This is a genomic window from Bradyrhizobium sp. CCBAU 25338 (assembly GCF_028128965.1).
Lineage (GTDB): Bacteria > Pseudomonadota > Alphaproteobacteria > Rhizobiales > Xanthobacteraceae > Bradyrhizobium > Bradyrhizobium liaoningense.
In genome coordinates, this window is sequence record NZ_LFKY01000042.1 from 333,878 (window position 1) to 357,680 (window position 23,803).

Here is a 23,803-nt window from a genome sequence, read left to right on the forward strand (position 1 = left end):
GTCCTTATTCTGCTGGAGTCAGCGATCGTCGAGCACGTCGCCGAATCCTACCCAGCTCTTGCCGTTGAAGCGCCGGAGCTGAAGCTGCTGGAACGGCAGATAGTCGTCTGGCCCGGTCGAAACGGTGATGCCCGGCAGCAGCAGCGGCAGCTTCACGTCCTTCAACGCGGCCGCCTGGCGCATGATGTTCTCGCGGCTGAAATCATCCTTGCACGCCTTCAGCACGGTCATGAGAAGCGTCGCGTAGTGGTAGCCGGCCCCGTAGTTGGAGTTGGAGAGGTCCGCATTCGGCATGTATTGCTTCATGAAGGCGAAGTACTCCTTCACGCCGGGATCGCTGGCCCATTGCGGGTCCATCGTGTCCTTCTGATTGCTCGACGAGATCAGGCCGACCGCGTTGTCGAGCCCTGCCGGCTCCAGGAACGAGATCGACGAGGCCGAGGTCGGCACGAAGAACAGCTCGGGCTTCCAGCCGATCTCGGCGACGCCCTTGATCATCTGCGAGGTGAACTTTCCGAGCACGACGCCGAACAGCACGTCGGCACCCGATGCCTTCAGGGTCGAGAGCTGCGAGCTGATCGTCGGTGCGCTGGTCTCGTAGGTCTGCTCGGCGATGATCATGCTCGCGGCCTTGTCGCCGAGCGCGCGCTTGAAGCCGGCGACATAGTCGCGGCCGAAATCGTCGTTCTGGGACAGGATGGCGATCTTGGCGCCGGGCTTGGTCCGCAGCACGTGCTTGGCATAGACCACGCCCTCGGACTCGTAGGCGGCCATGCCGGGCATGGTCCATGGATATTTCTGCGGATCGGCCCATTTCGTCGCGCCGGAGAGCACGAAGAGCTGGGGCACCTTCTTGCCGTTGAGGTAGCGCTGCACGGCGCTGTTGGTGGCGGTGCCGAGCGAGCCGAACATCATCAGCACCTCGTCCTGCTCCACCAGCTTGCGGGTCTGCTCGACCGTCTTCGGCGGCGAGTAGGCATCGTCCAGCGTGATGAACTTGACCTTGCGGCCGTTGATGCCGCCATCGGCATTGATCTTCTCGAAGAAGGCTTCCTGCGTCCGCCCGATCGCGCCGAAGCCGGATGCCGGCCCGCTGTAGGGCAGGGTCTGTCCGATACGGATCTCGTCGCTGCCATGGGCGCTCCCGCCGGCGAGCGCCAGCAGGGACAGGCCGATCAGTGCGGCTGCCAGCTTCATTGCATCCTCCCTTTCTTGCCAGTCCGAGACGTCAGGCGCTCGCGCGCATCAGGAAATCCTGCCGGGCCTGATCGAATTCACTCTTCATCCGGTCGACGAGCTCCGCGACGGGAGGGACATCGGTGATCTGGCCGATGCCCTGGCCCGATCCCCAGATGTCGCGCCACGCTTTCGATTTCATGTTGCCGCCGGAGCCGAAGTTCATCTTCGATTTGTCGGCGGCCGGGAGATTGTCCGGGTCCAATCCGGCGGCGGCGATGGAGGGGCCGAGATAGTTGCCGTGCACGCCGGTGAACAGGTTGGTGTAGACGATGTCGTGCGCGGCGTGCTGCGTCAGCGCCGACTTGTAGGCTGCGTCGGCATTGGCTTCCTGCGTCGCGATGAAGCGCGTGCCCATATAGGCGAGGTCGGCGCCCAGCGTCAGCGCGGAGGCGATGCCGAAGCCGTCGCTGATCGCGCCCGACAGCAGGATCGCGCCGCCGAACCATTGCTTGACCTCGCGCACCAGCGCGAAGGGCGACAGCGTGCCGGCATGCCCGCCCGCACCGGCGCAGACCAGGATCAGGCCGTCGACCCCCTGCTCGGCGGCTTTGCGCGCATGCTTGACGTTGATGACGTCGTGGAACACCAGCCCGCCATAGGAGTGCGCGGCCTCGACGATCTCCGCCGGCGGCCGCAGCGAGGTGATGATGATGGGCGCCTTGTGCTTTACGCAGGTCTCCATGTCCTTCATCAGCCGGTCATTGGAGGCATGGCAGATCTGGTTGACGGCGTAGGGGGCAACCTTCTTGCCGGGATTGCGCGATTTGTATTCGCCGAGCTCGTCCTCGATGCGGCTCAGCCACTCGTCCAGCTTCTCGACCGGACGGGCATTGAGCGCGGGAAACGAGCCGACAACGCCCGCCTTGCACTGGGCGATCACCAGCTCCGGCCCGGAAACGATGAAGAGGGGCGAGCCGACCACGGGCAGCTCGAGCGAATCCTTCAAGCGAGTGGGCAGCGCCATCATGTCCTCCTGAAACGCGGCCCCGCCGGCGGGCGGATGACGAGGCGTTTCCCTGTTGATTGTCGCGCGGGCGGATTGCCGACCGCGTTGGCGGATTTGATCCCACTATAAGGTTGGACGGCGCGCTCCGGCCGTTCAATAATGAACTGATCGTCATTCAGATATGAACGGGGCTGCCGGTGGACTGGGACCTTTGCAAGACCTTCGTCGCGGTCGCCGATACCGGCAGCTTCACGGCCGCCGCCCGCCGCCTGCACACCAGCCATCCCACCGTCAGCCGCAAGATCGCGGCGCTGGAAGCCCAGCTCGGCACCCGATTGGTGGCGCGCGCCGCCGACGGCCTGGCGCTGACTGCGGATGGACGGACGTTGCGCGAACACGCCGAGGCAATGGCGGCCGCGGCGCTACGGGCTGAGACCGCGGTCGCGGCGGGAGGACACAAGGCGCGCGGCATCGTCAAGCTGTCGATCGGCGCGACGCTGGCCTCGCATTGGCTGATGTCGCGTTTGCCTGCCTTCCTGCGTGCGCACGATCATATCCAGCTGGAGATCATCACCCATCCGTTCCCGGCGAGCGTGCGCCGGCGTGAGGCGGACGTGGTGCTGCGGCCCTTCGACAGCGGCGAGGAGAACCTGGTCGGCCGCAAGATCGGCCGTCTCGGCACGGGATTCTATGCCTCGCGCGATTATGCCGCCGGGCGGCCCTTGCCTGAACGGCGCGGCGATTGGAAGGAGCACAGCGTCATCGGCTTCGCCGACCAGTCATCCAATGCGCAGCTTGCGCGCTGGAGCGACGTCGTCACGCGGCAGGCGAGGGTGGTGATGCGCTGCTCGTCGCAGGGGGACATGCTGGCGGCGGTCCGCGCCGGGATCGGAATTTCGGCGCTCTCTTGCTTCGTCGCCGAAGCCTATCCCGATCTCGTGCGCGTCGCCCCGCAGAAGCTCGCCAGCGTCGCGGATCTATGGCTGCTGGCCCATCCCGATCTCGTCGAACTTCCGGCGGTGCGCGCCGTGGTAGACTTCGTCGCTGAATGCGCCCGGGCCGACCGCGCGAGGCTGCGGGGTTAGTCCGATCCCGCGAGCACGCCCTCGCGCTTCTTCACTGCGCGATAATAGCTCCACCACAGATGCGCGGCCGCGCCGCGCAGCGGCCGCCAGGGTTCGGCGAGCGGTGCCATCTGCTTCTCCGTCGGTCGCGCGTTGAGGCCTAGCCCGATACGGATGCCCTCCTGCACGGCGAGGTCGCCGGCCGGCCAGGCATCGCCGTGGCCGAGGCAGAACAGCAGGTAGACGTCGGCGGTCCAGGGGCCGACACCGGGCAGCGCGATCAGCGTGTGATGGGCGGCATCGGCATCTTCCTCCGCGAGCACGTCGAGGTTCAGCCGCTCGGCGGCGATTTCGCGCGCCAGATGCTTCAGCGTCTTGATCTTCGCGGCAGAGAGGCCGAGCCGCCCCAGCCGGTCGGTGCGGGCGCGGCGCACGGCGTCATGGTCGAACGGATCGAACGCGGCCGACAGCCGCCCCCAGATCGCCGCCGCGCTCGCGGTCGAGAGCTGCTGCCCGCAGACGATGTGCGCAAGGCCGGTAAAGCCCGGCTCGCGCCGCCGCAGCGCCGGCATGCCCGCGATCTCGAGCACGGGCCTGAGACGCGGATCGCGCCTGATGAGCGCGTGGACAGCCTCTTCGAGATCGGACTGGGTTTCGAGGTGGATGGTCATGATGGTCCGACAAGCTCTCCGACGTCATGGCCGGGCTTGTCCCGGCCATCCACGTCTTTCTAACCGCGACGTATTGTCTAGCACGAGCGGTGGTCGTGGTGTTTGTCCGGCACCTTGACATGATCGGCAGGCGGCACCGAAGAACGTGGATGACCGGGGCAAGCCCGGCCATGACGAGATATGTCGCATGATGCCACCCGTTTTCCGATTTGCCCCCAGCCCCAACGGCCTCCTGCATCTCGGCCACGCCTATTCCGCGCTGCTCAACTTCGATCGCGCGCGGCAGACTGGCGGGCGGCTGTTGCTGCGGATCGAGGACATCGACGCGACGCGCTGCCGGCCGGAATATGAGACGGCAATCTACGAGGATCTCGCCTGGCTCGGAATTGCCTGGGAAACGCCGGTGCGCCGGCAGTCCGAGCATCTCGGTGATTATCGTGCCGCGCTGGAAAGGCTCTCCGCGCTCGGTCTCGTCTATCCCACTTTCGAAAGCCGCGCCGAGATCGCAAGGCTCATCGCCGCGCGCGAGGTGGACGGGCCGTGGCCGCGCGATCCCGACGGTGCGCCGCTTTATCCCGGCGACGCGAAATCATTGTCGGCTGACGAACGGTCGCAGCTGATCGCATCAGGCGCGCCTTATGCGCTGCGGCTCGACATGCAGGCCGCCTGCCGCCGTGCCGCCCGCCTGAGCTGGAATGAGCACGGCGAGGGACCGGACGGCGAGCGCGGCATCGTCCCAGTGCGGCCGGAGGCGTGGGGCGACGTGATCCTGGCCCGCAAGGAGACGCCGACCAGCTACCATCTGTCGGTGGTCGTCGACGACGCGCTCCAGGGCGTCAGCGAGATCGTGCGGGGCCAGGACCTGTTTTACGCCACCTCGGTGCACCGCCTGCTCCAGGTCCTGCTCGGCCTGCCCGAGCCCGCCTATCGCCATCACCCGCTGATTTGCGACGAGGCGGGCCGGAAGCTGTCGAAATCGAGCCAGTCGACCGGTCTGCGCGCCTTGCGCGCGGCCGGCATCACGCCCTCCCGCATCCGCCAGCTGGTGGGATTAGGTTAAGTTTCTCTGGGGGTTAGCAAAACGTCGCCGTGACTCCGGGTGTTCCTCCGTGCCATGCTCGGTCCGCGCGGGGTTCGAAGAGAGTACTTCGAAGGGGATTCATGGCGGCGAAAACGCGTCCAGTGCGCACCACGCGGACGTCCAGGCGGCTGCCTCGGAAGCGGTCCGGGACGGCCGGAAAGGTGCGCAAGCGCAGCACCAGGGCGGTCGCGCCGGACGTGGTCCAGGCGGCGCTGGCCGCCTTTGCCCATGAGGTCCGCACCCCTCTGACCGGCATTCTGGCGATCAGCGATTTGCTCGCGACGTCCGATCTCGGCGAGCGGGAGCGGCGGTGGGCCGATACCATCAAGGCCGGTGCCGAGCATCTGGCGAGCCTTGCCACGCTGTTCGTGGATGCCGCCAGAACCGGCAAGGGGACGGGGAAGGGGAAGGGCGGCAACGCGCTGCGGCAGGACCTGTTCGATCTACGGACGCTCGCCCGCAGCGCCGGCGATTCGCTGGCCGGCCGCGCCGCGGCCAAAGGTCTCCAGGCCGAGGTCGATATCTCCGAAAAGCTCCCCGGACTCGTGGTCGGTGATCCCGTCCGCCTGCGCGCCGCGCTCGAGAACCTGATCGACAATGCCGTGAAGTTCACAGACCAGGGCGGCGTGGCGCTCGCAGTCGAGCCGTGGCGTCCCGCCAAAGCCAAAGCAAAAGGCAAGGGCAGGGTCGGTGTCTCCTTTGCGGTGTCCGACAGCGGCATCGGCCTGACCATGGCCGAGATCAAGCGGCTGTTCCGCCCGTTCACCCAGGCCAATGTCACTATCGCCTCACGCTTCGGCGGCGCCGGCTTGGGGCTCTCGTCAGTCAAGCAATTGGCGCGTGCGATGGGCGGCGACATCACCGTCGCTCCGCGCCGCGGTGGTGGCGCCACCTTCACGTTGACGGTGTCGCTGGACGCCACGGGATCGGGCAAGAGCAGCAAGGCGAAGCGCGGCGGCGGGCCCGAAGCGGTCGCGGGCCTTCGCGTGCTCAGCGTCGAGGACAATCCGTTCGGCCGCGTCGTGCTCAACACGATCCTGACCGAGCTCGGCCATCAAGCCGAGTTCATCGGGCGCGGCGAGGACGCGGTCGGCCGGCTGGAGCAGGGCGCGTTCGACGCGGTGCTGATGGACATGGTGCTGCCGGGCATCGACGGTATCGAGGCCATCAGGCGGATCCGCGCGCTGTCGACGCCGCTGGCTCGGATCCCGATCATCGGCGTCTCCGGCCGCGGCGAGGACGAGGCAGCTTCGCGCGCGGCCGGCGCCGACGCCTTCCTGGTCAAGCCTGTGTCTCCGCGGGCTTTAGCGACTGCGCTGCTTGAAGTGACACGCCATGAGGAAGCCGCGACTTGATGATCGCGGCGTTGAGCTCACCGCCATAAACGAAGATCGCGGCGATGAAATACAGGAACACCAGCGCGATGATCACCGAGGCGAGCCCCGCATACATGGTCACGTAGTTGTTGGCGAAGCGCGCCAGATACTGTCCGAAGACGACGCCGGAGACCAGGGACGCCACCACCGTGAAGATGATGCCCGGCATGATCTGGAGGAAGCTGCGCCGTCCCGCCGGCAGCCAGGCGTGCAGGATGAACAGCGCAACCACGAGCGCGCCGATGGTGATGCCGTAGCGCAGCCAAGTGAGGATGCTTTCGTTCGATTCGACGAACAGCGGAATGTGGCGCCGCGCGGCCTCGATGATCAGCGGACCGAGCACGATCAGGAACGCCATGGCAAGCGCAGTGAAAGCTGCGATCAGCGTGTAGGCAATCGATTCCAGCCGCAGCCAATACCAGCTTCGCATCTCCACCACCGCATAGGCGCGGTTGAGCGCGACCCGCAGCGCCTCGACGCCGTTGGAGGCGAAATAGACCGACAGCGCCGCGCCGATGGTGAGAATGCCGGTGCGGGTCGTGGTCAGCACGTCATGCACCTCGCCCGAGATCGAATCGGCGACCTGCTTGGGCCAGATCTGGAGCATCAGGCTGGCGGCCTGGTCGGCGAGTTCCTTGGAGCCGAAGACGCCGGCGAGCGAGGTCAGCACGATCAGGAACGGGAACAGCGCCATCAGCGTCGACAGCGCGATGTGGCTTGCGATCGCCCAGCCGTCATCGGCGAGGAAGGTGTAGAACGCATCCATCACGACGTCGTAGATGTAGCGGATCGCTTTCACGGCTTGCCCTGTACTGCTCCCTCCTCCCGCTTGCGGGGGGAGGGGAAGGCGGTCGGCGAGGGACACAAATCGGAAATCATTTAGGCAGCTTCTGACATTATTGGCTCAAAAGCCAGATCGCGAAGCGCCCCGCCGTCATTCCGGGGCGCGCGAAGCGCGAGCCCGGAATCCATCTAGCCGTAGCGCAAGTGGCGCGATGGATTCCGGGCTCGATGTGCCGGCCTCGCTTCGCTCGGTCCCGCCGCATCGCCCCGGAATGGCAAAACTGGGGAGATGGCGGACCGTCGCACACGGTGTTATCTACGCCCAATGGCATCTCTCTTGAGTACTTTCATCCTGCCGGCGGCCGTTGGCGCCGTGGCGTTGGTGCTGCTGCTCGGGCTCATCAACATGATGCGCGGCGGCTCGCCCAATACCTCGCAGAAGCTGATGCGCTGGCGCGTGCTGCTTCAGTTCGTGGCGATCATCATCGCGATGCTCGCGGTCTGGGCGATGGGGCGCTAAATGGTCACGTTGAACCGTATCTACACCAAGACCGGTGACGACGGCACGACGGCGCTCGGAACCGGCGAGCGGCGTCCGAAATACGATCTGCGCATCGAAGCCTACGGCACCGTCGACGAGACCAACGCCGCGATCGGCGTCGTCCGGCTCTACACGCAAGACCTGCCCGAACTCGATGCGATGCTCGGCCGCATCCAGAATGATCTGTTCGATCTCGGCGCCGATCTCGCCGTGCCCGAACGGGAGGGCAAGGCTGAGCGGCTGCGGGTGGTGACCAGCCAGGTCGAGCGGCTCGAGCGCGATATCGACACGCTGAACGACAAGCTCGCGCCGTTGACCTCCTTCGTGCTTCCCGGCGGCACGCCGGCCGCTGCCTGTCTGCATGTGGCGCGCACGATATGCCGCAGGGCGGAACGCGTGATCGTGGAACTGGCGGCCCGGCCCGGCGAGCCGGTCAGCGGGGCTGGCATCCAATATATGAATCGCCTGTCTGACTTCCTGTTCGTGGCCAGCCGGACGGCTAACGGCAATGGCGCCGGCGACGTGCTCTGGGTTCCCGGCCAGAACCGCTGACCCATCGGGCTCCCGCATTTCAGAAGGCCAAAATTAGACCCGTTCGCGCGTTGACCGGGGCAGATCAGGCCTTTAGGTTCCGCGCCAGTTGATAACCCCCCTCCCAGATTGAGTGAAAGAGGATCGATGAAGGTCTTAGTGCCGGTAAAGCGGGTGGTCGATTACAACGTCAAGGTCCGCGTCAAGGGCGATGGATCGGGCGTTGAACTCGCCAACGTCAAGATGTCCATGAACCCGTTCGACGAAATCGCGGTCGAGGAAGCGCTGCGCCTGAAGGAAGGCGGCAAGGCCACCGAGGTCGTAGTGGTCTCCATTGGACCTGCGCAGGCATCGGAGACGATCCGCACTGGCCTCGCCATGGGCGCCGACCGCGGCATTCTGGTGAAGGCCGAAGGCGCCGTCGAGCCGCTCGCCGTCGCCAAGATCCTGAAGAAGGTTGCCGACGAAGAGCAGCCGGGCCTGATCATCCTCGGCAAGCAGGCGATCGACGACGACTCGAACCAGACCGGCCAGATGCTGGCCGCGCTGCTCGGCTGGTCGCAGGCGACCTTCGCTTCGAAGCTCGAGGTCGAAGGGTCCGACTTCAAGGTCACCCGCGAAGTCGATGGCGGCCTCCAGACCGTCAAGCTGAAGGGACCGGCGATCGTCACCACCGATCTCCGCCTCAACGAGCCGCGCTATGCCTCGCTGCCCAACATCATGAAGGCCAAGAAGAAGCCGATCGCGGAGAAGACCGTCGCCGATTACGGCGTCGACGTCGCCGCGCGTCTCGAGGTTCTCAAGACGACGGAGCCGGCGGGCCGCAAGGCCGGCGTCAAGGTCAAGGACGTCGCCGAGCTCGTGTCGAAACTCAAGAACGAAGCCGGGGTGCTCTGATGACGACGCTTCTGATTGCCGAACACGACAATGCGTCGCTCAAGGATGCGACCAACAAGGCCCTGACCGCGGCTGCCGCGCTCGGCGCGGATGTCGAGGTGCTGGTTGCCGGAAAGAATGCCAAGGCCGCTGCGGATGCCGCTGCCAAGCTCGCCGGCGTCAAGAAGGTGCTGCTCGCCGATGGCGACCTCTACGCGCACGATCTCGCCGAGCCGCTGGCTGCGCTGATCGTCTCGCTGGCTTCCGGCTATGACGCGATCGTCGCGCCGGCGACCTCGCGCTTCAAGAACGTGATGCCCCGCGTCGCCGCGCTGCTCGACGTGATGCAGGTCTCCGAGATCATCAAGGTGGTCGCGCCCGATACCTTCGAGCGCCCGATCTATGCCGGCAACGCCATCCAGACGGTGAAGTCGAAGGATGCCAAGAAGGTCATTACGGTGCGGACCTCGACCTTCGCCGCAGCGGGCGAGGGTGGCAGCGCCGCGGTCGAGAACGTGGCGGCGGCCGCCGATCCGGGCTTGTCGTCGTTCGTCGGCGAGGAGGTTGCCAAGAGTGATCGTCCCGAGCTGACCTCGGCCAAGATCATCGTCTCCGGTGGCCGGGCCATGCAGAGCCGCGAGAACTTCGCCAAATACATCGAGCCGCTCGCCGACAAGCTGGGCGCCGGTGTCGGTGCCTCGCGCGCGGCGGTCGATGCGGGCTATGCACCGAACGACTGGCAGGTCGGGCAGACCGGCAAGGTCGTGGCGCCCGAGCTCTATGTCGCGGTCGGCATTTCCGGCGCCATCCAGCATCTGGCCGGCATGAAGGACTCCAAGGTGATCGTCGCGATCAACAAGGACGAGGACGCGCCGATCTTCCAGGTCGCCGATTACGGCCTGGTCGCCGATCTCTACCAGGCGGTTCCGGAGCTGACGGCCGAACTCGGCAAGCTCGGCAAGTAAAAGGGCATCGAAAACACCGGCCGGAGGTATACACTCCGGCCGGTGTTGCATTTCTGAGGCGTTTTCTTCGGCGTGGGGCGCGCCTTCGAAGCGATCCAATCTAGGTTTCGAGCCAAGGTTCTGATTAAATCGGACCTCCCGGCTCAAGGGGATAGGCAGGGTGCGCTCGTCGCGCGCCGTTCCGGTGGATGACATGATGGCGGCAGTGATCAAGAAGGTCGGCGTGATCGGCGCGGGTCAGATGGGCAATGGCATCGCGCATGTCGCGGCGCTGGCCGGCTTCGACGTGGTGCTCAACGACGTTTCGCCCGACCGCCTCAAGTCGGGGATGGCCACCATCAACGGCAATCTGGCGCGCCAGGTCTCCAAGAAGGCCGTCACCGAGGACGACAAGGTCAAGGCGATGGCGCGCATCACGCTCGCCGAAAAACTCGACGACCTCGCCGATTGCGACCTCGTCATCGAGACCGCGGTCGAGAAGGAAGAGGTCAAGCGCAAGATCTTCCACGAGCTCTGCGCGGTGTTGAAGCCGGAGGCGATCGTCGCCTCCGATACGTCCTCGATCTCGATCACGCGGCTTGCCGCCGCCACCGACCGCCCGGAGCGTTTCATCGGCATTCACTTCATGAACCCGGTTCCGCTGATGGAGCTGGTCGAGCTGATCCGCGGCATCGCCACCGACGACTCTACCTTCGAGACCGCCAAGGAATTCGTCGGCAAGCTCGGCAAGCAGGTCGCGGTCTCCGAGGATTTCCCGGCCTTCATCGTCAACCGCATCCTGCTGCCGATGATCAACGAGGCGATCTACACGCTGTATGAAGGCGTCGGCAACGTCGAGGCGATCGACGCCGCGATGAAGCTCGGGGCCCATCATCCCATGGGCCCGCTCGAGCTCGCCGATTTCATCGGCCTCGATACCTGCCTCTCCATCATGCAAGTGCTGCACGAGGGGCTGGCGGACTCCAAGTACCGCCCGTGCCCACTGCTGGTGAAATACGTCGAGGCCGGCTGGCTCGGCCGCAAGACCCAGCGCGGCTTCTACGACTACCGCGGCGCCAAGCCGGTTCCGACGCGCTGATCTGCTTCGTGTCAATTCATGTCGCGTTAACCTCTCGCGCCTAAGTTACGGCCGGTAAGAGGGTTCGCGTAATGGACATGATGGCGATGGTCAGCACCATGCTGGCCGCTCAGCAAGGCGCGCTGCAATCGAATATCGCGGCGACGCTGACCAAGCAGAACATGGACATGGAAAAGTCGACGGTCCTGACGCTGATGGGCGCGGGCCAACCCTCGCTGGCCAATGTCGGCGCCGGCGTCGGCGGCAATCTCAACGTCACCGCCTGAATTCCTAAAGCGATGCGATTAGGATGAATCGTCATCGCGCTTTAGGTTGTTGTTTAAGCATGATCTTTTCGGAAAACCGCTGCGCACTCTTCCGGATCATGCTTTAAAGCGATGCGGCGGCCTTGCCGGTCGCGGCCCGGATCAGCTTGAGCGCGTCCTCGCTCGCCCATTCCGCCGGCCCCGCGATCGTCGCGATCTCGCAGCCCTGCGGGTCGACCAGCACCGAGGTCGGCATGCCCAGTGCCCGGCCTATGGCCTTAAGGTCCTGGAACACCTTGGCTTTCGGATCGCTGAAATAGCCGAGCCGGGTCAGGTTGGCCTCTTTCAGGAAGCTCTTGGGCTTGTCCGGGTCGCGGGTGTCGATATTGATCGCCACCACCTCGAAATTCGGGCCCGCCAGCTTGCCCTGGAGTTCGTCCAGCGCCGGCATTTCCTTGCGGCAGGGCACGCACCAGGTCGCCCAGAGGTTCACCAGCAATGTCTTGCCGCGGAAGTCGGACAGCTTTTTCGGCTTGCCGTCGGCGTCCTCGAAGGCGAGGTCGGGCAGCTTCAACGGGGCGCTCGCCATGGTCAGCGCCGCCACCTCGCCATGGGCGAGCGGGGCGATCCTCGAGGCCGTTGCCACCGCCGTCCGGCAGACCGGATCGCCGCTAGGCGACCGGCTCAGGCCGAGCCCGTACAGCGCGGCGAAGCCTGCCAGTCCTCCGATCGCCACGGTGGCGATGACGAGGGGAATGCGGCGCGTGGCGGAGGGCGTCTGGTCGAGCATATCGTTTGTCATCCGGTCGCAGATATGGCTATCAGGGGCCTCTTAATACGGCTGGCCGAGGCCAGCAAACGTGGCTAGCGACAGGCAAGGCGTGAGCAGGGGATCATGAGCAACAAGATGTGGGGCGGCCGGTTCTCGGAACGTCCCGACGAGATCATGGAAGAGATCAACGTCTCCATCGACGTCGATCGTCACCTCTTCGCCCAGGACATTGCCGCGTCCAAGGCCCACGCTGCCATGCTGGCCACGCAGGGCATCATTACGGCTTCTGATGCGAAAAATATCGGCAAGGGTCTAGACACGATTTTGTCAGAGATCGGCAAGGGCGGCTTCGCATTCAAGCGCGCGCTCGAGGACATCCATATGAATGTCGAGAGCCGCCTGTCGGAGCTGATCGGCCCCGCCGCCGGCCGCCTGCATACCGCGCGTTCGCGCAACGACCAGGTCGCGACAGATTTCCGTCTGTTCGTCCGCGACGTCATCGACGAGACCGATGCCGCGCTCGCCGCGTTCCAGCAGGCGCTGGTCGAGCGTGCCCTGGAGCATGCCGGCACCGTGATGCCCGGCTTCACGCATCTGCAGACCGCGCAGCCCGTCACCTTCGGCCACCATTTGCTCGCCTATGTCGAGATGGCCGCGCGCGACCGCGGCCGTTTCCAGGATGCGCGCAAGCGGCTGAACGAATCCCCGCTCGGCGCCGCCGCGCTCGCCGGGACCTCGTTCCCGATCGACCGCCACGCCACCGCCAAGGCGCTTGCCTTCGACCGCCCCATGGCGAACTCGCTCGACGCGGTCTCCGATCGCGACTTCGTGCTGGAGACGCTGTCGGCGGCCTCGATCTGCGCCGTGCACATGTCGCGCTTTGCCGAGGAGATCGTGATCTGGACCTCGCCGCTGGTCGGCCTGATCCGCCTCAGCGACAAGTTCACCACCGGCTCCTCGATCATGCCGCAGAAGCGCAACCCCGATGCCGCCGAGCTCGTGCGCGCCAAGACCGGCCGCGTCATCGGCGCGCTCAACGGCCTCCTGATCGTCATGAAGGGCCTGCCGCTCGCCTATCAAAAGGACATGCAGGAGGACAAGCAGGGTGCCATGGAGGGCTTCGCCGCGCTGTCGCTGGCGATCCGCGCCATGACCGGCATGGTCCGCGACCTCGTCCCGGATGAAGCCAAGATGAAAGCGGCGGCGGGCGAGGGGTACGCCACCGCGACCGACCTCGCCGACTGGCTGGTGCGGACGCTGAAAATGCCGTTCCGCGAGGCCCATCACGTCACCGGCCGCATCGTCGCCAAGGCCGCCGAGGGGGGCGTCGCGCTGCACGAACTGCCGCTGAGCGAGATGCAGGCGATCGAGCCCAAAATCACCAAGGACGTGTTCGGCGTGCTCTCGGTCGAATCGTCGGTGAAGAGCCGCACCAGCTTCGGCGGCACCGCGCCGAAGAACGTCGCGTCCCAGGCGAAGGCCTGGGCGAAGCGGCTGGAAAAAGAGCGAAAATCGGGCTGAGGGCAAAATTTCGCTTATGTTTCATGGTCATCCGGCTCTCGCCAGAGCGCGCCAATCTCTGTATGGTACGCGCCGCGTAGTGGGGATTTCGTCGTGACGTCAAAGTTTCGCCCGGCCGGCTCGGGGTGGGCCATCATTGTCTTGAGCCTGACGGCGCTCGCGCTTGCCGGCTGCGGCCGAAAGGGCCCGCTCGACTTGCCGCCGACCGCCTCCACGGCCGGCGGTGCCGCACCTCTTGATACCGAGGCCGAAGCTCAGAGGACGCCGAGCGTGTTCAATCCCACCTACGGTGCGGATGCCGCGCCCGCGGCGGCTAAGGGCAGGAAGAAACCGTTTATTCTCGACCCGCTCCTGGACGAACCCCCCGGCAGGAAATAAGCCGGGACAACCGAGCCTGCGCCATGAATCATTTCGACTATCGCAACGGCGTTCTGCACGCCGAGGCGGTGAACCTGTCCGAGCTGGCCGCCACCGTCGGCACGCCGTTCTATTGCTATTCGACCGCGACGCTGGAGCGGCACTACCGCGTCTTCGCCGATGCCTTCGCCGGCGAGAAGGCGCTGGTCTGCTACGCCATGAAGGCGAACTCCAACCAGTCGGTGCTTCGCACGCTGGCCAAGCTCGGCGCCGGCGCCGACGTCGTCTCCGGCGGTGAATTGAAGCGCGCGCTGGCTGCCGGTTTCCCGGCCAGCAAGATCGTGTTCTCCGGCGTCGGCAAGACGGAAGAGGAGCTGCGCGCCGCGCTTGCCGCCGACATCCTCTGCCTCAACGTAGAATCCGAGCCCGAGCTCGAATCGTTGTCGCGCCTTGCGACCGCGATGGGCAAGACCGCGCGGATCTCGCTCCGCGTCAATCCGGACGTCGATGCCGGCACGCATGCCAAGATTTCGACCGGCAAGTCGGAGAACAAGTTCGGCATCCCGATCGCGCATGCGCGCGAGGTCTATGCGCGCGCCGCCAGGCTGCCCGGCATCGAAGTGACCGGCACCGACGTGCATATAGGCAGCCAGATCACCGACCTCTCCAACATGGAGACCGCGTTCCGCATCCTCGCAGAATTCGTGCAGACGCTGCGGGCAGACGGCCACAACATTAGCCACGTCGATTTCGGCGGCGGTCTCGGCATCCCCTATGACATGGACCGCGAGGCGCCGCCGGCACCCGACGCCTATGCCGCCATGGTCAAGCGCGTCAGCCACAATCTCGGCTGCACGCTGATGTTCGAGCCGGGCCGCATGATCGTCGGCAATGCCGGCATCCTGGTTGCCAAGGTCATCTATGTGAAGCACGGCGACGGCAAGAACTTCGTCATCATCGACGCCGCCATGAACGACCTGATCCGCCCGACGCTGTATGAGGCCTATCACGACATCCTGCCGGTGAGGCAGCCGGCCAAGGGCGCCGCCACGATCATGGCCGACGTCGTCGGCCCGGTCTGCGAGACCGGCGACTATCTCGCCCTCGACCGCACGCTGCCGGCGCCGAAGGCGGGCGATCTCCTCGCCATCATGACCGCAGGCGCCTATGGCGCCGTCCAGGCCGGCACCTACAACACCCGGCCGCTGGTGCCCGAGGTGCTGGTGAAGGGCGATCAGTACGCCGTGGTGCGCCCGCGCATCGAGGTCGAGCAGCTCATCGCGATGGATAAGCCCGCGCCCTGGTTGTGAGGCGCTACTTCCCCGCCGATCCGCCCTTTGCGCCGCCAACCACGATCCCCGCCTTCCTCTCGATCGGCTTGATCGCGGCGGTGAAATCGGACTCGGCGCCTTCCGAGCTGATCACGGTCTCCCATAGCCGCCCGACCGCATCGGCAACCTCCATCGACAGGCCGAGCTGCTTCATCTCCTCCAGCGCCAGCCGCACGTCCTTCACCATCAGCCCCGTCGCGAAGCCGAAGTCGAACGTGCGCGGCAGCACCGAGCGCGGAAACTTGTCGCGGCTCGCCGTGTTCATGCCGGAGCCCGCATTGATGACGTCGATCATCACGGCGGGATCGAGCCCTGCCTTCACGCCCATCACCACCGCTTCCGAGGTCGCCACGATCGCTGTAGCCGACAGGAAATTGTTGGCGAGCTTCATGGTCTGCGCCGCGCCGGGCTTCTCGCCGATGAAGAACACTTTTCCGATCACGTCGAGCGCGGGCTTCAACAGCTCGAACTCGGCCCTGGGTCCTGACACCATCACCGCCAGCGTGCCCTTCTCGGCGCCGCCGACGCCGCCGGAGACGGGGCAGTCGATCTGCACGATGTTGCGTTCGGCCAGAAGGGAGTGGATCTTCTTTGCCATCGTCGAGCCGACGGTCGACAGATCGATGAAGCGTTTTGCGCGGCTTCCCTCGATCACGCCGTTCGCTCCCGTAGCGACGTCGAGTGAAGCCTGTAGCGAAGGCAAACTCGCCATCACGGTCTCGACCTGATCGGCGACGTCCTTCGGCGACGCCGCCGCAGTCGCGCCGCGCGACACCAGCTTGTCTGCGACCTCCTTGCGCGTATCGAAGACGACGAGCTTGTGTCCCGCCTCGATCAGCCGCCGCGCCATCGGGAAGCCCATGTTTCCGAGCCCGATGAATCCGATGTCCATGGTGTTTCCTTTTGGTGGTTGTTGCTCCATCCCCGCTGTCGTCCCGGATCAGCGCTCCGCTACGCTTCGCTTGTCCGGGACGACGGAGGTGAGGGCGTTGCGTCCCTCACTCACCGCACGCCCCTCACGCCTTCCCGTCGATCTCCGCGAACACCTCGCGCGCGATGCGGAAGCTGTCGACTGCGGCCGGCATGCCGCCGTAGATCGCGACCTGCATCAGGATCTCGCGGATCTCCTCGCGCGTCACGCCATTGGTCAGCGCACCCTTGAGATGCGCGCGAAACTCGTGCTGGCGGTTGAGGATCGCGATCATGGCGATGTTGAGCATGCTGCGGGTCTTGCGCGGCAGCTCCTCGCGGCCCCACACTGTGCCCCAGCAATATTCGTTGAGCATCTCCTGGAACGGGCGGTTGAAATCGTCGACGTTCTTCAGGGCGTTGTTGACATAGGCTTCGCCCAGCACCGCTTTGCGGACTTCCAGGCCCTTGTCGTGCATCTTCTTGTCCATGGCGTTTCCTTCGTGTCCCTCAGGGATGGCGCGCGGAAATTACGGGGTTGCGCCGGGCCAGTCACGTCCTCGTGTTATGCGGGAAAAGGGGGTTCTCCCGTACAGGAACGGATGCCTCAGTGCTGCCGTTGTGATAGGCTCTTCTCTACCGGGCAACCTGGAGAGCTGATTGAACGGCGTCACCCCCGACCCGTCAGACCCGATCCGCAGCAGTGATGCGCTGTCGCGGCTGAAGCTGGCGCAGGCCCTTGATCGGGCCACTTATGCCATCGCGTGGGAGCGTGCCTGGCCCAATGTGGCGCGCCTTCTGACCGTCGCCGGCCTGTTCCTGGTGGTGTCCTGGGCCGGTCTCTGGCTGGCACTGCCGTTCATTGCCAGGGCTATCGGTCTCGCCCTCTTCGCCGCGGTCGCGGTCGCCGCCCTGTTCCCGTTGCTTGGCTTCCGCTGGCCGAGCCGCGCGGAAGCGCTCGCCCGGCTCGACCGTGGCTCCGGCATCCGTCACCGCCCGGCCACCACGCTCACGGACACGCTGACCTCGCAAGACCCGGTCGCGCAGGCGCTGTGGCAGGCACAGCGCGAGCGTACGCTGGCGTCCCTCAAGCGTATCCGCGCCGGTCTGCCGCACCCGCGGCTCGCGATTCACGACCCCTGGGCGTTGCGCGCGCTGGTCATGGTGATGCTGGTTGCAACCTTCTTCGCCGCCGGCGACGAGCGTGCGATGCGGCTTGGCGCCGCCTTCGACTGGAACGGTGTGCTGGCGCCGAGCAATGTTCGCGTCGATGCCTGGGTCACGCCGCCGCTGTACACCGGCAGGCCTCCGGTCATTTTGTCGGCCGCCAACAAGGAAGCTGCGGCTCTGCCCGCCAGCGGTCCGCTCGCCGTTCCCGCCGGTTCGACCCTGATCGTGCGCTCCTCGGGCGGCAGCCTGGATGTCGCCGTCTCCGGCGGCCTCAAGGAGGTTGCCCCCACCGAAGCCAGCCCCAAGGGGACCAACGAAAGGCATTTTGCCATCTCCGGCGACGGCACGGCGCATGTCCGCGCGCCTTCCGGCCAGCCGCAATGGGCGTTTGCGGCAACGCCAGACCGTGCGCCGACGATTGCACTCGCCAAGGACCCGGAGCGCCAGGCGCGCGGCGCGCTCCAGCTCGCCTACAAGATCGAGGACGATTACGGTGTCACCGGCGCCGAGGCGAAATTTGCCCTGCGTTCGATCGATGCCCGGGATGGCGCCAAGGACGACGCCAAGGACGGGGCGAAGGACGGGGCGAAGGCTGCTCCCGGCGATAAGGCTGCTGCCGGCAATAAGGCTGCTGCCGGCGATGGCGACCCCAGGACGGCTTCGCGTCCGCTGTTCCAGCCGCCGCACTTCCCGCTCGCGCTGCCGAATGCGCGGACCCGCAACGGCGTCGGACAGTCGGTGAAGGATCTCAGCGAGGATCCCTATGCCGGCGCCGAGGTCACGCTGACCCTCACGGCCAAGGACGAGGCCGGCAACGAGGCCACAAGCGAACCGTTCAACATGCGCCTGCCCGAACGGCTCTTCACCAAGCCGCTGGCACGTGCACTGATCGAGCAGCGCCGCATTCTCGCGCTCGACGCCAACAAGAATTCGGACGTGTATGCCGCGCTCGACGCGCTGATGATCGCGCCCGAGATGTTCACGCCGGAGCCCGGACAATATCTCGGCCTGCACAGCGTTGCGCGACAGCTCGAGGCCGCACGCACCGATGATGCCCTGCGCGAGGTCGTGGCGAGCTTGTGGGCGCTTGCGGTGACGATCGAGGACGGCAAGATCTCCGATGTCGAGAAGGCGCTGCGCGCGGCGCAGGACGCGCTGAAGCAGGCGCTGGAGCGCGGCGCGAGCGACGAAGAGATCAAGAAGCTGACGCAGGACCTGCGTCAGGCGCTGAACGACTTCATGCGCCAGCTCGCCGAGCAGTTCCGCAACAACAATGACCCGCAGCAGCTGGCGCGGCCGCTCGATCCGAACACCAAGGTCCTGCGCCAGCAGGACCTGCAGAACATGATCGACCGGATGGAGCGCCTGTCGCGCTCCGGCGACAAGGATGCCGCCAAGCAGTTGCTTGAGCAGCTCCAGCAGATGCTGGAGGGCCTCCAGATGGCGCAGCCGGGGCAGTCCGGCGAGAGCGACATGGAGCAGGCGCTCAACGAGCTCGGCGACATGATCCGCAAGCAGCAGCAATTGCGCGACAAGACCTTCAAGCAAGGTCAGGATTCCCGGCGCGATCGCTCGCGCGGCAAGCAGCAGGGCGATCAGTCCATGTCGGAGCTGCAGCAGGACCAGCAGGGGCTGCGCGACCGCCTGAAGAAGCTGCAGGACGAGCTTGCCAAGCGCGGCCTCACGCAGAAGGGCGAAAAAGGGCAGAAAGGCCAACAGGGACAGAAGGGTCAGCAGGGGGACCAGGGCCAGCCCGGCCAGAACGGCGATCAGGACGGCGACCAGGGCGATGATGATGGCAGTCTGGACGCGGCCGACGGCGCCATGGGCGATGCGGGATCAAAGCTCGGCGAGGGCAATGCCGACGGCGCCGTGGACTCGCAGGGCAAGGCGCTCGACGCGATGCGGAAGGGCGCGCAGAAGATGGCCGAGGCGATGCAGCAGGGCGATGGCGACGGCCAGGGCGACGGCCCCGGCCAGCGCGCCGGCCGTCAGCAGAGCGGCGGCAACCAGACCGACCCGCTGGGCCGTCCGCTGCATGGGCGCGAATATGGCGACGATTATACGGTCAAGATTCCCGGCGAGATCGACACCCAGCGTGTCCGCCGCATTCTCGAAGAGCTCCGCCGTCGTCTCGGCGATCCCTCGCGCCCGCAGATCGAGCTCGACTATATCGAGCGGCTGCTGAAGGAGTTTTAACTCCACACTCGGTGTCATCGCCCGGCTTGACCGGGCGATCCAGTACTCCGAGACGGTAGCGATTGAATCGAGAAGCCGCGGCGTACTGGATGCCCCGCTTTCGCGGAGCATGACAGCGCATGTGTGGCTATTGCTGGCCTACCCTTTCCTTGCCGCCAGCGCATCCGCCACGGCCGTGCGGATGTCGGCGACCGAGAACGGCTTGGTCACGACATCATGCACCAGCGCATTCAGGTTCGAGGCGCGCTCGCGCTGGTCGGCGAAGCCGGTCATCAGCAGAATGGTCAGATCAGGGAAATCGCGGGCGGCGGAGAGTGCCAGCGCGATGCCGTCCATGACCGGCATCTGGATGTCGGTGAGCAACAGATCGAAAGCGCCGTCCTCGCGGGTCAGGATCTCCAGCGCCTCGGCGCCGTCCTGGGCGGTGACGGTCTCGTGGCCGTCCATGGCGATGGCGCGCGCCACCAGCTGGCGCATCGAATCCTCGTCGTCGGCGATCAAGATTTTCGGCATGAGACCAACCTTGGGATCAATCTTCCCTACGGGACCTCGAGCATGATCCGGTAAAGTGCGTAGCGCTTCCGAAAAGATCATGCTCCAATAACAACCTGATCGTCATACGCTGCCGCCGGCAATGTCGCGCCGGTTGAAGAAGCGAACGTCGATATTGCGGCCCTCCGGCGGCGGCGAGGCCAGACGCGAGCGGAAGAAGGCGCGCTCGCCGGGCCGCAGCACGGTCTGTTCCAGCACCGTATTCCAGGCGTAGATCTCGGCTCCCTGGGCGTCGCGTACGGCAAAGCGCAGCCGCGGGATGTCGTGCGGCTTCTTGCCCTCCCCGACGATCACGCCCTCGATCACCAGCACCTGCTTACCGTCGACGGTCTCGCTGGAGAGCTTGACGTCCTTGAAGGCCAGTCCCCGCAGATTCACCTCGAGCCCGACCATCTTGTAGAATGCCGCCGTCTGGGGCAGCAGCCGCACCACGTCGCCGCGCCAGACCATAAGGGCCAGCACCAGCGCGCCCATCGCGGTGCAGGCGGTCGGCAGGCCAAAATAGGATCTCCGCGGAGCCGTGGTGGGGGCCGGGCGGCTCACCCGCGCGCCGCGGCGGCGGAACAGGCCGCGGAACCAGGACTGGTGCTGCGCGCCGGCGGTCTCCTCTTCGGCCTGACGGGCAGCCGCTGACCACTCGTCCTCGGTTTCGCGGGCCTGCTCATCCGGCCAGTCGCTGGCGATTGAGGGGCTGTCGACAACAGGCGCATCCGCGGCGCCGTCGTCCTTGGCATAGGAGTTCCATTGCTCGGTGAGCTCGGATTGGTCATCGGCTCGGCTGGCAGCGGCCATGGCCGGAACGGACGCCTCCTCGATGGCATCCTCGGCATGGGCGATCCAGGTCTCCTTGCAACGGGAGCAGCGGACCGCCCGTCCGTTGGCCCCAAGGCTCGCGAGCTTGATGGCGTAGGATGTCATACAATGGGGGCAGACGATATGCATGGACGAGCCTTGATGCATGAACGAGGTCTTGGACGAATCTTGACGATCAGCCGGTCGCGGCGAACCGGGCGGCAGGGATGCTGCCAACTATGCTACAGGCCGACCGTTAACGAACCGGAAACCATAACGGCGGCAAAACCCGTTGATCGCGCGTGGCGGAGCGCCGCGGTGCGACCCGCGCCCCCTCTCGAACGGAGCTGAGCTTGGTTCGGTTCGAAAATGTCGGATTGCGTTACGGTCTGGGGCCGGAGATCCTGCGCGATCTCAGCTTCCAGATCCCGGCGCATTCGTTCCAGTTTCTCACCGGACCGTCCGGCGCCGGCAAGACTTCCCTGCTGCGCCTGTTGTTTCTGTCGCATCGGCCGACGCGGGGCCTCGTCACTCTGTTCGGCCACGACATCTCGCAGCTCGGCAAGGACGAGATCGCGGACCTGCGCAAGCGCATCGGTATCGTGCTCCAGGATTTCCGTCTGCTCGACCACATGACGACCTATGAGAATGTCGCGCTGCCGTTCCGCGTCATGGGCCGCAGCGAGTCGAGCTACCGCAAGGAGGTGATCGATCTCCTGCGCTGGGTCGGCCTCGGCGACCGCATGGACGCGTTGCCGCCGATCCTGTCGGGCGGCGAGAAGCAGCGCGCGGCGATCGCACGCGCCGTGATCTCGCGGCCGCAGCTGCTGCTCGCAGACGAGCCAACCGGCAGCGTCGACCCGACGCTCGGCCGCCGCCTGCTGCGGCTCTTCATCGAGCTCAACAAATCAGGCACCGCCGTCATCATCGCCACTCACGACATCGGCCTGATGGACCAGTACGAAGCACGGCGGCTGGTGCTGCACCAGGGACGGCTGCACGTCTATGAGTAGGACCGACGATCGCGGCGTGCTGGTCGATCTCGGGCAGGAGCGTCCGCAGCTTCCGGCCAAGGCACGCAACATGTCGCCGATCGTGCCGCGCGCCTCGATCCATGGCAGAGCGCTGGTCGCCGTCGTCGCCATCATGAGCTTCCTCGCCTCGATGGCCACGGGTACGGTGCTGCTGGTGAGTGCCTCCGCCGCCGAATGGCAGTCGGACGTCGCGAGCGAAATCACCATCCAGGTTCGTCCGCAGGCCGGCCGTGATCTCGATCGTGACACCGCGGCCGTGACGGAGGCGATGCGCGCGCAAGCCGGCATCGTCGAGGTCAGGCCGTTCACCAGGGAGGAGAGCGGCAAGCTGCTCGAGCCTTGGCTCGGCACCGGCCTGTCCATGGACGATCTGCCGGTACCGCGCATGATCATCGCGCGCGTGCAGCCGGGTACGCCGCTCGATCTCGGCGCCCTGCGCGCGCGTGTGACGCAGGTCGCGCCGGGCGCCAGCGTCGACGATCACCGCGCCTGGATCGAGCGCATGCGCTCGATGACCAGCGCCATCGTGCTGGCCGGCCTCGGCATTCTCGCGCTCGTCATCATCGCCACCATCATCTCGGTTTCGTTCGCGACCCGCGGCGCCATGGCGGCGAACCGTCCAATCGTCGAGGTCCTGCATTTCGTCGGCGCCGGCGACCGTTACATCGCCAATCACTTCCTGCGCCATTTCCTCAGGCTGGGCCTGGAGGGCGGCGTGATCGGCGGCGGCGCCGCCATGCTGATGTTCGGCTTCTCCGAGTCCATCGCAGGCTGGTTTTCCGGTACCCCCGTCGGCGACCAGTTTGCCGCGCTGCTCGGCACCTTCTCGCTGCGGCCATCCGGCTACATCGTGCTCGCGGTCCAGGCCGTGCTGATCGGCGGCATCACCGCGGTGGCCTCACGCCAGACGTTGTTTGCGACATTGAATGATGTTGATTGAGTTCTTTTCTTCCCTTCTCCCATTACAGGGGGGAGAGGGTGACCGGGCAGCCATTCGCAGGACTCCACTTCGCCTCAAAACGTCTTAAAATCGCTTCAGGGAAGGGATCACTGACATCGCATGAGCTCGCCGACCGACGATCGATCGCCGAAACTGCCGCGCGGCTGGCTGCGCGCGACAATCGTGTCGACGATCGCGCTTGCCTTCGTTGCCGCGGCCGCAGGCTTCGTTGCATTCCTGTCGCATTTGCGCGGTGCCGAGACGGTGCCCGACCGCAAAGCCGACGGCATCGTGGTGCTGACCGGCGGCTCCTCGCGGGTATCGGACGCGATGGAGCTGCTCGCTGCGGGCTACGGAAGGCGGCTCCTGATCTCCGGCGTGCATCCGACCTCGAGGGCGAGCGACATCTCACGGACCTTGCCGGAGAACCAGTCCTTCATGACCTGTTGCGTCGACCTCGACCGCACCGCGCTCTCGACCCGCGGCAACGCAGCGGAGGCGCGGCGCTGGGCCGAGGGGCGCCGGTTCAAATCGCTGATCGTGGTAACCTCCAACTATCACATGCCGCGCGCGCTGGTGGAATTCTCGCATGCGATGCCGCAGACGACGCTGATCCCGTTCGCGGTGGTCGGCGACAAATGGCGCGAGGAGCCGTGGTGGACCTCGGGATCGACGCTGCGGCTGCTCCTGTCGGAATATGTCAAGTACATCGCGGCCGAGCTCAGGGTGCGGCTGGAGCATTTCGGGATTGACCTCTGGCCCGAGATATCGGAGCAGCCTGCAGGCCAGATGCCGAAGCGGCCCGCCACCGCCCAGGCCAATTGACCGGC

25 protein-coding genes are annotated in these 23,803 nt (G+C 65.9%); 16 read left to right on the forward strand and 9 right to left on the reverse strand.

Features of this window, described 5'->3' with window-relative positions; translation table 11 throughout:
- Window positions 1-18: 18 nt before the first annotated feature.
- Together ACM42_RS31325 and ACM42_RS31330 are read right to left on the reverse strand one after the other, a co-directional pair.
- Window positions 19-1,197 carry an ABC transporter substrate-binding protein gene (locus tag ACM42_RS31325; protein ID WP_271531542.1) on the reverse strand — a complete coding sequence of 393 codons (1,179 nt, stop codon included), beginning with the start codon at window positions 1,195-1,197 and terminating at the stop codon, window positions 19-21.
- 31 nt (window positions 1,198-1,228) lie between these two features.
- A complete protein-coding gene (locus ACM42_RS31330) occupies window positions 1,229-2,203 on the reverse strand; it encodes an NAD(P)H-dependent flavin oxidoreductase (RefSeq protein ID WP_271531544.1) in 975 nt (324 codons plus the stop codon).
- Window positions 2,204-2,382: 179 nt separating this feature from the next.
- On the opposite strand from ACM42_RS31330, the gene ACM42_RS31335 reads away from it, so the two are divergent.
- Entirely contained in the window at window positions 2,383-3,270 is an 888-nt protein-coding gene (locus ACM42_RS31335; RefSeq protein ID WP_271531545.1) for a LysR family transcriptional regulator, read from the forward strand.
- Here the strand turns inward: ACM42_RS31335 and ACM42_RS31340 are convergent.
- Window positions 3,267-3,920 (reverse strand): DNA-3-methyladenine glycosylase family protein, encoded by a 654-nt coding sequence (locus ACM42_RS31340; protein WP_271531548.1) that lies wholly within the window; start codon window positions 3,918-3,920, stop codon window positions 3,267-3,269. The genes ACM42_RS31335 and ACM42_RS31340 overlap by 4 nt on opposite strands.
- 190 nt (window positions 3,921-4,110) lie before the next feature.
- Here ACM42_RS31340 and gluQRS point away from each other — a divergent pair, with 190 nt between their 5' ends.
- Window positions 4,111-4,980 carry a tRNA glutamyl-Q(34) synthetase GluQRS gene (gluQRS, locus tag ACM42_RS31345; RefSeq protein WP_271532254.1) on the forward strand — a complete coding sequence of 290 codons (870 nt, stop codon included), beginning with the start codon at window positions 4,111-4,113 and terminating at the stop codon, window positions 4,978-4,980.
- 101 nt (window positions 4,981-5,081) lie between these two features.
- Window positions 5,082-6,356, forward strand: a complete 1,275-nt coding sequence (locus ACM42_RS31350) for an ATP-binding protein (RefSeq protein WP_271531550.1) — start codon at window positions 5,082-5,084, stop codon at window positions 6,354-6,356.
- Here ACM42_RS31350 and ACM42_RS31355 read toward each other — a convergent pair.
- Complete coding sequence (locus ACM42_RS31355) at window positions 6,283-7,176, reverse strand: YihY/virulence factor BrkB family protein (RefSeq protein WP_271531552.1); 894 nt, start codon at window positions 7,174-7,176, stop codon at window positions 6,283-6,285. The genes ACM42_RS31350 and ACM42_RS31355 overlap by 74 nt on opposite strands.
- Before the next feature lie 309 nt (window positions 7,177-7,485).
- Between ACM42_RS31355 and ACM42_RS31360 the strand changes: the two genes are divergently transcribed.
- The 6 genes from ACM42_RS31360 to ACM42_RS31385 all read left to right on the forward strand — a co-directional run bounded on the left by ACM42_RS31360 (window position 7,486) and on the right by ACM42_RS31385 (window position 11,417).
- Window positions 7,486-7,680, forward strand: coding sequence for a twin transmembrane helix small protein (locus ACM42_RS31360; RefSeq protein WP_271531554.1), 195 nt, complete (start codon window positions 7,486-7,488; stop codon window positions 7,678-7,680).
- A complete protein-coding gene (locus ACM42_RS31365) occupies window positions 7,681-8,253 on the forward strand; it encodes a cob(I)yrinic acid a,c-diamide adenosyltransferase (protein WP_271531556.1) in 573 nt (190 codons plus the stop codon). It abuts the gene before it with no gap.
- Window positions 8,254-8,379: 126 nt separating this feature from the next.
- Window positions 8,380-9,129: an electron transfer flavoprotein subunit beta/FixA family protein gene (locus tag ACM42_RS31370; RefSeq protein WP_028178514.1), complete on the forward strand. Its 750-nt coding sequence runs from the start codon at window positions 8,380-8,382 to the stop codon at window positions 9,127-9,129.
- Window positions 9,129-10,073 (forward strand): electron transfer flavoprotein subunit alpha/FixB family protein, encoded by a 945-nt coding sequence (locus ACM42_RS31375; protein WP_271531559.1) that lies wholly within the window; start codon window positions 9,129-9,131, stop codon window positions 10,071-10,073. Before ACM42_RS31370 ends, ACM42_RS31375 begins: the two co-directional genes overlap by 1 nt.
- A 196-nt stretch (window positions 10,074-10,269) precedes the next feature.
- Entirely contained in the window at window positions 10,270-11,151 is an 882-nt protein-coding gene (locus ACM42_RS31380; protein WP_271532256.1) for a 3-hydroxybutyryl-CoA dehydrogenase, read from the forward strand.
- 71 nt (window positions 11,152-11,222) lie between these two features.
- Window positions 11,223-11,417, forward strand: a complete 195-nt coding sequence (locus ACM42_RS31385) for a hypothetical protein (protein ID WP_271531561.1) — start codon at window positions 11,223-11,225, stop codon at window positions 11,415-11,417.
- Between the two features lie 103 nt (window positions 11,418-11,520).
- On the opposite strand, the gene tlpA is transcribed toward ACM42_RS31385, so the two are convergent.
- On the reverse strand, window positions 11,521-12,186 hold the full coding sequence (gene tlpA, locus ACM42_RS31390) for a thiol:disulfide interchange protein TlpA (RefSeq protein ID WP_271532258.1): 666 nt from the start codon (window positions 12,184-12,186) through the stop codon (window positions 11,521-11,523).
- 105 nt (window positions 12,187-12,291) lie between these two features.
- Here tlpA and argH point away from each other — a divergent pair, with 105 nt between their 5' ends.
- From argH to lysA, 3 genes are all read left to right on the forward strand, one after another.
- Window positions 12,292-13,689 carry an argininosuccinate lyase gene (gene argH / locus ACM42_RS31395; RefSeq protein WP_271531563.1) on the forward strand — a complete coding sequence of 466 codons (1,398 nt, stop codon included), beginning with the start codon at window positions 12,292-12,294 and terminating at the stop codon, window positions 13,687-13,689.
- A gap of 93 nt (window positions 13,690-13,782) precedes the next feature.
- Entirely contained in the window at window positions 13,783-14,067 is a 285-nt protein-coding gene (lptM, locus tag ACM42_RS31400) for an LPS translocon maturation chaperone LptM (protein WP_271531565.1), read from the forward strand.
- Window positions 14,068-14,090: 23 nt separating this feature from the next.
- On the forward strand, window positions 14,091-15,356 hold the full coding sequence (gene lysA / locus ACM42_RS31405; protein ID WP_271531568.1) for a diaminopimelate decarboxylase: 1,266 nt from the start codon (window positions 14,091-14,093) through the stop codon (window positions 15,354-15,356).
- Between the two features lie 4 nt (window positions 15,357-15,360).
- Here the strand turns inward: lysA and ACM42_RS31410 are convergent, their stop codons facing one another.
- The gene (locus tag ACM42_RS31410) at window positions 15,361-16,269 is read right to left on the reverse strand and encodes an NAD(P)-dependent oxidoreductase (protein ID WP_271531570.1); all 909 of its coding nucleotides are present in this window, start codon (window positions 16,267-16,269) and stop codon (window positions 15,361-15,363) included.
- 124 nt (window positions 16,270-16,393) lie between these two features.
- Window positions 16,394-16,777, reverse strand: a complete 384-nt coding sequence (locus ACM42_RS31415; RefSeq protein WP_028134137.1) for a carboxymuconolactone decarboxylase family protein — start codon at window positions 16,775-16,777, stop codon at window positions 16,394-16,396.
- A gap of 169 nt (window positions 16,778-16,946) precedes the next feature.
- Here ACM42_RS31415 and ACM42_RS31420 point away from each other — a divergent pair, with 169 nt between their 5' ends.
- Window positions 16,947-19,655 (forward strand): TIGR02302 family protein, encoded by a 2,709-nt coding sequence (locus ACM42_RS31420; RefSeq protein WP_271531572.1) that lies wholly within the window; start codon window positions 16,947-16,949, stop codon window positions 19,653-19,655.
- Window positions 19,656-19,793: 138 nt separating this feature from the next.
- On the opposite strand, the gene ACM42_RS31425 is transcribed toward ACM42_RS31420, so the two are convergent.
- Together ACM42_RS31425 and ACM42_RS31430 are read right to left on the reverse strand one after the other, a co-directional pair.
- Window positions 19,794-20,168, reverse strand: coding sequence for a response regulator (locus tag ACM42_RS31425; protein WP_061024552.1), 375 nt, complete (start codon window positions 20,166-20,168; stop codon window positions 19,794-19,796).
- Between the two features lie 102 nt (window positions 20,169-20,270).
- Window positions 20,271-21,149 carry an MJ0042-type zinc finger domain-containing protein gene (locus ACM42_RS31430; protein WP_271531575.1) on the reverse strand — a complete coding sequence of 293 codons (879 nt, stop codon included), beginning with the start codon at window positions 21,147-21,149 and terminating at the stop codon, window positions 20,271-20,273.
- A 203-nt stretch (window positions 21,150-21,352) separates the two neighbouring features.
- Here ACM42_RS31430 and ftsE point away from each other — a divergent pair, with 203 nt between their 5' ends.
- From ftsE to ACM42_RS31445, 3 genes are all read left to right on the forward strand, one after another.
- Entirely contained in the window at window positions 21,353-22,012 is a 660-nt protein-coding gene (gene ftsE / locus ACM42_RS31435) for a cell division ATP-binding protein FtsE (RefSeq protein ID WP_028178893.1), read from the forward strand.
- Complete coding sequence (locus ACM42_RS31440; RefSeq protein ID WP_271531577.1) at window positions 22,005-22,973, forward strand: cell division protein FtsX; 969 nt, start codon at window positions 22,005-22,007, stop codon at window positions 22,971-22,973. Before ftsE ends, ACM42_RS31440 begins: the two co-directional genes overlap by 8 nt.
- A gap of 120 nt (window positions 22,974-23,093) precedes the next feature.
- Window positions 23,094-23,798 (forward strand): YdcF family protein, encoded by a 705-nt coding sequence (locus tag ACM42_RS31445; protein WP_271531578.1) that lies wholly within the window; start codon window positions 23,094-23,096, stop codon window positions 23,796-23,798.
- The last annotated feature ends 5 nt before the right edge of the window (window positions 23,799-23,803 follow it).

Coding starts and splice junctions, on each gene's coding strand:
- tlpA (WP_271532258.1), bottom strand. CDS start 12,186: ATGCTCGACCAGACGCCCTCCGCCACGCGCCGCATTCCCCTCGTCATC.
- ACM42_RS31340 (WP_271531548.1), bottom strand. CDS start 3,920: ATGACCATCCACCTCGAAACCCAGTCCGATCTCGAAGAGGCTGTCCAC.
- ACM42_RS31385 (WP_271531561.1), top strand. CDS start 11,223: ATGGACATGATGGCGATGGTCAGCACCATGCTGGCCGCTCAGCAAGGC.
- ACM42_RS31375 (WP_271531559.1), top strand. CDS start 9,129: ATGACGACGCTTCTGATTGCCGAACACGACAATGCGTCGCTCAAGGAT.
- gluQRS (WP_271532254.1), top strand. CDS start 4,111: ATGCCACCCGTTTTCCGATTTGCCCCCAGCCCCAACGGCCTCCTGCAT.
- ACM42_RS31325 (WP_271531542.1), bottom strand. CDS start 1,197: ATGAAGCTGGCAGCCGCACTGATCGGCCTGTCCCTGCTGGCGCTCGCC.
- ACM42_RS31415 (WP_028134137.1), bottom strand. CDS start 16,777: ATGGACAAGAAGATGCACGACAAGGGCCTGGAAGTCCGCAAAGCGGTG.
- ACM42_RS31425 (WP_061024552.1), bottom strand. CDS start 20,168: ATGCCGAAAATCTTGATCGCCGACGACGAGGATTCGATGCGCCAGCTG.
- ACM42_RS31360 (WP_271531554.1), top strand. CDS start 7,486: ATGGCATCTCTCTTGAGTACTTTCATCCTGCCGGCGGCCGTTGGCGCC.
- ACM42_RS31440 (WP_271531577.1), top strand. CDS start 22,005: ATGAGTAGGACCGACGATCGCGGCGTGCTGGTCGATCTCGGGCAGGAG.
- ACM42_RS31370 (WP_028178514.1), top strand. CDS start 8,380: ATGAAGGTCTTAGTGCCGGTAAAGCGGGTGGTCGATTACAACGTCAAG.
- ACM42_RS31445 (WP_271531578.1), top strand. CDS start 23,094: ATGAGCTCGCCGACCGACGATCGATCGCCGAAACTGCCGCGCGGCTGG.
- ACM42_RS31365 (WP_271531556.1), top strand. CDS start 7,681: ATGGTCACGTTGAACCGTATCTACACCAAGACCGGTGACGACGGCACG.
- argH (WP_271531563.1), top strand. CDS start 12,292: ATGAGCAACAAGATGTGGGGCGGCCGGTTCTCGGAACGTCCCGACGAG.
- ACM42_RS31350 (WP_271531550.1), top strand. CDS start 5,082: ATGGCGGCGAAAACGCGTCCAGTGCGCACCACGCGGACGTCCAGGCGG.
- lysA (WP_271531568.1), top strand. CDS start 14,091: ATGAATCATTTCGACTATCGCAACGGCGTTCTGCACGCCGAGGCGGTG.
- ACM42_RS31410 (WP_271531570.1), bottom strand. CDS start 16,269: ATGGACATCGGATTCATCGGGCTCGGAAACATGGGCTTCCCGATGGCG.
- ACM42_RS31380 (WP_271532256.1), top strand. CDS start 10,270: ATGGCGGCAGTGATCAAGAAGGTCGGCGTGATCGGCGCGGGTCAGATG.
- ACM42_RS31430 (WP_271531575.1), bottom strand. CDS start 21,149: ATGCATATCGTCTGCCCCCATTGTATGACATCCTACGCCATCAAGCTC.
- ACM42_RS31330 (WP_271531544.1), bottom strand. CDS start 2,203: ATGGCGCTGCCCACTCGCTTGAAGGATTCGCTCGAGCTGCCCGTGGTC.